Source organism: Atopobacter phocae ATCC BAA-285 (genome assembly GCF_000526675.1).
GTDB classification, from domain to species: domain Bacteria; phylum Bacillota; class Bacilli; order Lactobacillales; family Aerococcaceae; genus Atopobacter; species Atopobacter phocae.
Genome location: NZ_JAGN01000002.1, coordinates 88,651 through 97,557, shown reverse-complemented (window position 1 = coordinate 97,557; position 8,907 = coordinate 88,651). Strand labels below are relative to the sequence as shown.

The window sequence follows — 8,907 nt, the reverse complement described above, 5'->3', positions numbered from 1 at the left end:
CGAAGTGTACCTACCCGCGTGGTAAAGTCTCGTTCATAATAGCCATTTCTTTGGCTCTGACGACTTTCTGCTCGTTCATAGTTATCGGCCTGGATATATTCTGTTCGTTGATTCTCCATCAATTGGTTGAACACTGTTGTCAAAATGCTTTTCGAGGCATCATCTTTTACCGAATGTTCAATAATGCTTTGAACCTCTTCTCTATTCATTGTAAAATGTACTTGGGTCATGTAAAGTCCTCCTAGGTATGTTTTGTGGTAAAAACATTGTACCGTAAAAGGAGCTTTATATGACCTTTTATCTTTTACACAATTATATGGACTTTATCTGATTCTTTTTCGATGTATACCATTTAACAAATGTTTCTGCAGCTTCTTTATTTTTAGTGTATTTAGAAATACCAACAGCTTCTGCAAAAGGTAAAGTAGATTGAGCAGTATCTGTTTTACCTGGAAGTAAGATTGGTTTAACTTGTCCCACTACTTTAGATTGACTATCGTCGTTAACACGAGTGACATATGATGAAGGACCAACCATAAAGGCAATTTCACTATTCAAGATTTTAGCGTAAACTTGTTGACCAGATATTTCTGTATTACTTGGATCGATTAAACCAGCTTTTACAAACTGATCAATTGTTTCTAGTCCGTCTTTTAAAGCTTCTTCATTAATCGTGTTATCATCATTAAAGAAGATGTTGTTACGAGTGTATGCTAACCACATGAGTGTTGTCGTTGTGCTTTCGTCAGCTCGAAGTGGTAGTCCAACAGGATATTTAGCAATCCCTTTTTCCTTTAAAAGCATCGCTGCTTCGTATAAATCATCCCATGACTTAGGTGCTTCTTTTCCAACTTGTTTGAACATGTCTTCGTTAAAGTAAGCAATTCTAAAGTCATTAGCGTATGGAATCGCATAAATCTCGTTATCAACAGAGAATGATTTCAATGTAGGCATATCTTTGATGTCTTCTTCACTCATCTCAATTGGCATTAACCAATCAGCTGAACGAAATTCACCAAGCCATGACCAATCCACTTCAAACACATCTGCTGCGACTTGATTCCCCGCTGCTGCTGTAGCGATTTTACTTCTAATATCATCCCAAGAAGTTGGAATGACGTTAACAGTGATACCTGTTTCGTCTTTAAATTCTTTTAGCATATCATCAGTTGGCGCGCCCCAATCCGGAATCATAAAGCTAATTTCATTAGAATTAGCCTCTTGTTTGCTTTCTGTTGAACATCCTACTAATACAATAGCTAAAAACAGTGATATAATCAGTAATAAATTTTTCTTCTTCATCCATTCATCTCCTTTAAAATTTTCTTATGTAACACCATTATATTATTTAAAATTACTAATTAGCAACAATATGAACTTAATAATTAGAAGATTTTATCAGTTAGTTACGAAAGACTGTTCATGAATAATTGACATATAATAATTATAGGCTGAACATTTTGTGGAAGCGTTTGATATAATAGAATAGGATTGAAGATAGAGAATTAAATTGCACATAAATCATTAGTAATTAGATATAAAATTTAGACTAAATAGGAAATGAGGGTAGTGAGTTGAATTGCATGAATCAGTTAGTATCGTTAATCAGTGAAATGGATCGAGATAAAAAATTAAAACCCATGGCAGTGGTTGAGCTTAGAAAATGGTTGGCACTATCCATTAATGAAATCAATCAAACAGAATATGGACAAGAGTTATTAAGAGCCGTTAAAGCCGTTATAAATAATCGCCGTTTAACAAGTGATGACTATCATGAAATAATGGATCTTACACATAAAATAGCTCAAGCCCAACCATCAATTTCTAAAGTTTCAATACATGATAAAAACAAACAATTGTCAAAGCATTTAAAATCATCGTCTCAAAAGGATAGTCATCCATTAAAGCAACAACCCAAACAATCAACGGACAGCTTGAATGGAATAGCTGCAACTCATACGACAATGAAGCCTCATCAAATGATGAGCTTAAATAACGACACGTCATTAGAATATTTGTGTGAACGGGTGAAGAAAAGACAAAATCTTGGCATGCATCTTTTAAAAATATTAGATCATAAAACCATGATAGCGGACATTCACAAACAAGCCGAAAGCCAATTAATGTTCGCGTTAAAATCATACAGTCATTGGGTAAGAGAACCGGAATTGGTCGTTGTTTCGTTAGCGCTCATTGCAATACTTGAATATGATGGTAATTATTATGAATGGGTTCAAAAACATTATCCATCAATCTATCAACAATATACTCCGCAACAAGTCGAAGGAGTCATTCGATCGATTTTATCAGAATTTAAACGAGAAAATGAATCGGGGAGTCGAAGAAGAATTATCAATGTAGCGATTGAACATGCCTTAGTTCCTCAACATTTCTTAGCTGCCTTTTTTGATTTTATTTTTGATATTTATAAAATCAATTTTGAATATGATGTACCAGAAAATCTTTATGAAGAGTTTCAATTTGTCTTTGATGATTTACGAATGAATATGACAGATAAAGAAGATATTTCGATTAAAGCAACGCAAAAAACATATCGATTAATCATACCGACGAAGCAATTAATTCAATATGATGAAGGATTAAATGATTTAATTGAATTAAGTACACAAATCGTTAAGATTATTGATCAATATTATTGGGATAAGCCAGTTGACATCGCGTCTTCTTATTTAAAAACAGGCTATGAAGGATGGAAACAAGCTTTTGCCGAGACGATAAAGTCTTCTTCACGTGAGAATGCTCATCAATTAAGAATGCCGTTGAGATGGTCATCAAGTTTTTCCTATGATAACCAAAGGATTTGGCTCGATTTACCGGATCATCGTATTAAATCGAAATATAGAGAAGAAGATCTTTCTATCGTAGTTTTTAATGGAGATGATTTAGTCTATCGAACGCATTCACTGCGCCTAAGAGAAATTATTGGGGGATATCGGATTGTTTCCCATCGAATCGAACTAGCGCATCCTCTAGGACAATTAAGGTATGAGTTAAAGGCTGGGGAAGAAGTCATCTATGATAGCCAAGCAGAACTTTATCGAAATTATATAGTGTTTGATCGACAAGGATTAGAAATAAGTAATTATACAGAAATGTCGGGTGTCGTTTATATTTGCTATAAAAAAGGGGAAGGATCATTTAATCATTTCCTTAGCCAGGATTCTTATGAGCTGGGCTATCGAGAAGTTAACGTAGGCGATGTGATTGAAGTGGGGCATGAGTTATTCTCATTTTCGCATGTATTTCAATCCGGTATTTTTGGAGAACGGCACCTCAATTGTTACGTGAAACGGATGGATGAAACGCAACTGATACCAGTATATCGGTCCGTTACTTTAGCTGCATTTGAAACAGATGAGCAGTCTTCCAAATTCGAGGTGATTCTGAATGGAAAACGTCGTAAATTAATGGATCTGCCGCATCGTATCATGAAAAATGGGCAAGTATCAAGATATTCCATTGATCTAGCATTACAGGTAGTTGGCATGTACACGTTGGAAATTAATCAATTTGTATCAGGCCGAAAAAAGCGTGTGTTGAAAGAAACATTTGCTATTGATCGTCGTTTAGAGTTTTCTAAAGTGATGATTAATACAGAGACCTTTCAAGTGAATGTTCTTTCAAGTTTATTGCATCAGCCTTTCCATGAAGAAATTAAACGAGAGGGTTTTAATCCAGAGTTTTTACTCTTTGAAAGAGATAATGACCCTTTCGTCTATTGTTTACCTTTTGATTTTGGGTTTTATAAAACAACGTCTTCTAACTGGCGTACAACCGGGGAAGATTTGTGGTTAAAAGAGATAGACGCGCTTACTTTTTTAACGCTATATGATTCAATGTGTGATACATTATCAGTATATTCATCAACAGGCGAAGTGCTTAGCGATTATATTGTTTTACGAGATGGGGGATTTATGAAAGAAGTTTCACTTTCATTTTTAACGCAAATGGTTTATGATACCCCATTTATATCTTTAGTATTTCAGTCTAAAGGAATACAAAAATATACAATCAATTGTTTTATTAGTAATGTTATGAATAAAGAAAAAACTAAGATTCAGTATAATGATCAACCCAAAAAATTAGAAATAACGCCGTATTACCACGGAAAAAATAAAGTCTTTTTCGAAATGTATGAGGGTCAAAATAAAGTGTTTACTAGTCCATTTTTTATAAGTGGAGAGCCAACCATAATTAAATCATTTAAATCGTTTACGACCTATACCATTTATTTTTATGAACAGCTGGTCGAGCAAGAAAAAGTCAAAAATAGATTACTGTGGAAGATCGATACAGAATTTTATTTGAGAGAAGATTTTGTTGGACAGGTGTTTAAAGTGAACGAGATATCTATCCATCAATTTGTAAACAAACAAATTAAAGAAAAATACTATTATTTAAAATATAATTATATTATGTTTGACGAACTTATTGATTTAAGGCGTGGAATCTTTAGAGGCAAAGTTATTGTCAGAACACCACAAAAAAAGTGGGAGCTAAAAGCGATTAATCCGGTTGAAATTGAATTACATAGTCGAGCGGTAGATGGGACGATGGATATTTATATATCTAACCATGGGGATGGTTTATTATTTAATGATCAAGTGAAGGGAATTCATTCAGTATTGTTTGATTACCATGCGCCCGACATTTATACTTATAACATTGATTTAAAAGACCGTATCAATTAAATAAAAGTTTAGTATTTCTAAAGAGAAAGGAGCAGGTATGATGGATTATTTAAATGGCGCAACAGGTCTAGATTTCACCGATATAGACAGTAAAGAGAAAGCAATAAAAGAGGTGGAGGAAGGCAAATTGAGCGAGCTTTATTTATTACCGGCTCGTTTTAATGGAACGAATGATGCGAGGAATATTGTATTTGTCCCACCCGTTCATCGAGATTTAAAAGAACGATGTGATGAGCGAATTGAGCATATGATACAAGATCATTTAGTGAACGGCTATACTTGTTATCCAAAATATAAAGGAGAAAGTTTTGTACCTTCTGACCTAGTAATAGAAGCAACAAAAGGGGATCAAAAAGTATACACCGAAACGATTAGTATTTGGTAAATGAAACTAAATAGTATAGTGATGCTTCGATTTAAAAGAGCGCACGAAAAAGCACGTTAGCCTTTAGGTTAGCGTGTTTTTTTATGGACGTAGTGCTCATTGGAATGAATTAATCGTATGAATTAAACAACGCCACTAAAGTCAAAAGACGAATTGTTTTATTTGTATTAAATATACGGGTAAAATAAAGGTAATATAGCCGGTAAAGATTGAAAAATCTTAAAGCGACATAATGAACTATAAGAGATAATAAAAAAAGTCACTAAACTTCTATCAAAAAATATCAGGCTATAACGCTAAAGGAGGAGAACATGTTTGAATTTAATCGTGTCACTAAAACATATGGAGAGAACGAAACCATTAAGCAAGTGAACTTTGCCATTGAGTCCGGTGCTTTTTTTGTCATTGTTGGATTATCTGGTTCAGGGAAAACGACGTTATTAAAAATGATGAATCGCTTAATTGAATCAACGGATGGTGAGATTCTTTTTGAGGGGACACCGTTACATGAGTGGGATTTAAGGGAGCTCCGCTTCAATATGGGATACGTTTTGCAAGAAGGCTCACTCTTTCCTAATTTAACAATTGGTGAAAATATTGCGCTAATTCCTGAAATGAAAAAATGGGATAAAGAAGAAACGAACGCAGCAGTTTGTCGTTTGCTTGATAAAGTAGGTTTACCATCTCAAGAATATATTGATCGATATCCTAACGAACTATCAGGTGGTGAACGACAACGAATTGGTATTTTGCGTGCGATTATTACAAAGCCTAAAGTTTTATTAATGGATGAGCCTTTCTCAGCTTTAGATCCTTTAATTCGTAAAGATTTGCAAGATTTAATTAAACAATTACATGAAGAGTTAGGAATCACAATTGTATTTGTCACACATGATATGCGTGAAGCGCTGAAACTGGCAACACAAATTTGTATTGTCAATGAAGGGTCGATTGTTCAAATCGCAACACCCGAAGAAATTTTAAAAGAGCCGGCGAATGACTTTGTGTATCGCTTATTTGAAAGCGAGGAGTTAGTATGATGGATTTATGGCAAACATTTATAGGGCGTTATGATGAGTGGTTAATTGCGTTAGGTCAACATCTACAACTATCGTTAATTGCTTTAATCATTGCGATATTCATTGCCGTCCCATTAGCCATCTTCATTAGTAAATATAAACGTTTAACAGAAGGTGTACTACAAGTGACTGGTATATTACAGACCATCCCATCTTTAGCGTTATTGGGATTGTTTATTCCAATCATGGGGATTGGTACATTACCTGCAGTAGTTGCTTTAACGATATATGCTGTCTTTCCTATCTTGCAAAATGCCGTAACAGGTTTTTATCAAATTGATCCAAGATTAGAAGAAGCAGCCGAAGCCTTTGGGATGACACGACGTGAAAAATTAAAAAAATATCAAATTGCGTTAGCTCTACCGGTCATTATTTCGGGAATTCGGACATCCACCGTTCTTGTGATTGGTACGGCTACTTTAGCGGCATTAATCGGTGCTGGAGGCATGGGATCTTTTATCCTTTTAGGAATTGATCGGAATAACATGTCGCTCATTTTAATTGGGGCCATTAGTTCGGCGTTGTTAGCAGTGGTATTCAACCTCTTAATTAAACGAATGGAAACAATGAAGTTAAAAAGAATCATGTTAGTCTTTCTAGCTATCATAGTGGGATTATTCGCATCATTTCAATCTTGGCGCATGATGAGTCAAAATAGCCAAGTGATTACGGTTGCGGGTAAATTGGGACCTGAACCGGAGATTTTATCACACATGTATCAGCTACTCATTGAAGATCAGTCCGATATCCAAGTGAAGGTCAAACCAAATTTTGGGAAAACGACTTTTCTGTATGAAGCGTTAAAATCAGAAGATATTGATCTGTATACAGAATTTACAGGTACAATCACTTCGTCTTTACTAGACAATCCACCGAAGCTCTCAAATGATCCGAAAGAAGTGTATCAACAAGCCAAAGTAGGAGTGAAAGAACAAGATCAACTCGTATTATTACAACCAATGGCCTATCAAAACACATATGCTATAGCGGTTCGACGTGATTTTGCAGAACGTTATCAGTTGAAGACCGTCTCGGATTTAGCACGGGTAAAAGATCAGGTGAAAGCTGGTTTTACGTTAGAATTTAATGATCGAGAAGATGGAGCCATTGGATTGAAAAAGAAATATGGATTAGATTTAAATATTGTAACGATGGAACCTTCTTTACGCTATCAAGCAATTGTAAACGATGAAGTCCAATTGATTGAAGCGTATTCGACAGACAGCGAGATAGTCGAATATGATTTAGTCTTACTTGAAGACGATCAACAGCTCTTTCCACCTTATCAAGGAGCCCCATTATTACAAGAAAAAACATTGAAAAAATACCCAGAACTGAAGACCATTTTGAACCAATTAGCAGGAAAAATTACCGAAGAAGAAATGGCTCAAATGAATTATCAGGTAAAAGTCGAAGGACAATCTGCATATAGCGTAGCGAAAACTTATTTAGAAAATAATAAGTTGATAAATCGTGTTAAATAGCTTAAAAACTAAATCAATAAGACAAATAAATAAAAAACGACAGATGGGATGATCTGTCGTTTTTGTTTATTTCTTCGCTAATTATATCTTCTTGAAATCTTTAAAATATTTTCGTGAATGAAAATGCAGAATTGATTAAAAATTTAAACTGTTTTTAAGTTATATTTAACAATTTTTGAGCGCCCTACACAGTATATTATAATGTGTATAAATTTTGAGCAAATAAAGTATAACAAAATTTTCTACCATTATTAAATTTATTTAAAGTTTTCAAAGAAATCACTGGTAGAAGTTTGTGTATTTTTTCCTTTGAAATCATTAATACTATCAACAAGTTGTCCGGTATTAAAATACTCAAACATACTTTGCAAAATATATAACTCAATCAACGTATAATGTTTTTTCTTAGGAATTAACATAATTACTTTCCATGGAATCGGATTTTCGAAAGGAACACACTGTATATTTGAGTGATTGATAAATTTTTCTAGAGGGCGCGGTAGAATAGTCAACACATCAGAATATCTGACCATTTCAAGTAAAAAGTCCCATGAACTCGATTCACTGATGATTTTTGGTGCAATATTTAATTCCTCAAATTTATGATTTAGATGATGTCGAATTAAAAAATGATCATTGAATGTGACTAGTTCGCACGTCTTAATGTCTGACCATTTTAAAGGTCTGTTAAGATGTGCTAAATGATGTTGTTGATTAACATAACCCATTAAATTGTCTTCAAACAAAACAATTTCATGGTAATATTTTAAATTAACTTCATGAGGATGCAAGATTATGGCAATATCAATTGTTTCTTGTTCGAGCTTCGAAGTGAGTTCATGCGCCCCATTTTCCACGACCTCAAATTTAATATTAGGATTAATCGAAATTAGTTTAGACAAAACTTTCGTGAAAAGCACACTCAAAACAAGTGGTGGAATACCAATACGAATCGATCCGCTAGGGAACCGGGCAAGTTCATGAATGCTATCCATTGTTTGGTTGTACAGAGCTAATATCTCTTTAGCATTTTGATAAAGTAATTCACCTGCAGCTGTTAGTGCAATATTACGTCCATTGCGACGAATAAAAACCTCAATACCTTCTAATTGTTCAAAGCGAACAATAAAGTTACTAAGTGCCGGTTGCGAGATAAATAATTTTTTTGCAGCAACGGTTAAATTAAAATCAGACTCAACAATTGTGACAAAATATTCTAAGTGTGAAGTGTTCATTTTGACCTCCTA

7 protein-coding genes are annotated in these 8,907 nt (G+C 34.2%); 4 read left to right on the top strand and 3 right to left on the bottom strand.

Annotation, left to right across the window (positions count from 1 at the left end):
• Positions 1–230, bottom strand: a 230-nt coding sequence (locus L866_RS0100885) for a transposase (RefSeq protein WP_025728238.1), incomplete at its 3' end; no start/stop codon positions are given.
• Positions 231–312: 82 nt separating this feature from the next.
• Positions 313–1,302, bottom strand: coding sequence for an ABC transporter substrate-binding protein (locus L866_RS0100880; RefSeq protein WP_025728236.1), 990 nt, complete (start codon positions 1,300–1,302; stop codon positions 313–315).
• A gap of 281 nt (positions 1,303–1,583) precedes the next feature.
• On the opposite strand from L866_RS0100880, the gene L866_RS0100875 reads away from it, so the two are divergent.
• The 4 genes from L866_RS0100875 to L866_RS0100860 all read left to right on the top strand — a co-directional run bounded on the left by L866_RS0100875 (position 1,584) and on the right by L866_RS0100860 (position 7,660).
• On the top strand, positions 1,584–4,712 hold the full coding sequence (locus L866_RS0100875) for a hypothetical protein (protein ID WP_025728234.1): 3,129 nt from the start codon (positions 1,584–1,586) through the stop codon (positions 4,710–4,712).
• A 40-nt stretch (positions 4,713–4,752) separates the two neighbouring features.
• On the top strand, positions 4,753–5,097 hold the full coding sequence (locus L866_RS0100870) for a hypothetical protein (RefSeq protein WP_025728232.1): 345 nt from the start codon (positions 4,753–4,755) through the stop codon (positions 5,095–5,097).
• Between the two features lie 311 nt (positions 5,098–5,408).
• A complete protein-coding gene (locus L866_RS0100865; RefSeq protein ID WP_025728230.1) occupies positions 5,409–6,137 on the top strand; it encodes an ATP-binding cassette domain-containing protein in 729 nt (242 codons plus the stop codon).
• A complete protein-coding gene (locus L866_RS0100860) occupies positions 6,134–7,660 on the top strand; it encodes an ABC transporter permease/substrate-binding protein (RefSeq protein ID WP_025728228.1) in 1,527 nt (508 codons plus the stop codon). The genes L866_RS0100865 and L866_RS0100860 overlap by 4 nt, the downstream gene beginning before the upstream one ends.
• A 257-nt stretch (positions 7,661–7,917) precedes the next feature.
• Here the strand turns inward: L866_RS0100860 and L866_RS0100855 are convergent, their stop codons facing one another.
• Complete coding sequence (locus L866_RS0100855; RefSeq protein ID WP_025728226.1) at positions 7,918–8,895, bottom strand: LysR family transcriptional regulator; 978 nt, start codon at positions 8,893–8,895, stop codon at positions 7,918–7,920.
• Between the last annotated feature and the right edge of the window lie 12 nt (positions 8,896–8,907).

What these genes read in the sequence shown, in the direction of transcription:
- L866_RS0100880 (WP_025728236.1), bottom strand. Translation starts at nt 1,302, where the DNA reads ATGAAGAAGAAAAATTTATTACTGATTATATCACTGTTTTTAGCTATT.
- L866_RS0100875 (WP_025728234.1), top strand. Translation starts at nt 1,584, where the DNA reads ATGAATCAGTTAGTATCGTTAATCAGTGAAATGGATCGAGATAAAAAA.
- L866_RS0100870 (WP_025728232.1), top strand. Translation starts at nt 4,753, where the DNA reads ATGGATTATTTAAATGGCGCAACAGGTCTAGATTTCACCGATATAGAC.
- L866_RS0100865 (WP_025728230.1), top strand. Translation starts at nt 5,409, where the DNA reads ATGTTTGAATTTAATCGTGTCACTAAAACATATGGAGAGAACGAAACC.
- L866_RS0100860 (WP_025728228.1), top strand. Translation starts at nt 6,134, where the DNA reads ATGATGGATTTATGGCAAACATTTATAGGGCGTTATGATGAGTGGTTA.
- L866_RS0100855 (WP_025728226.1), bottom strand. Translation starts at nt 8,895, where the DNA reads ATGAACACTTCACACTTAGAATATTTTGTCACAATTGTTGAGTCTGAT.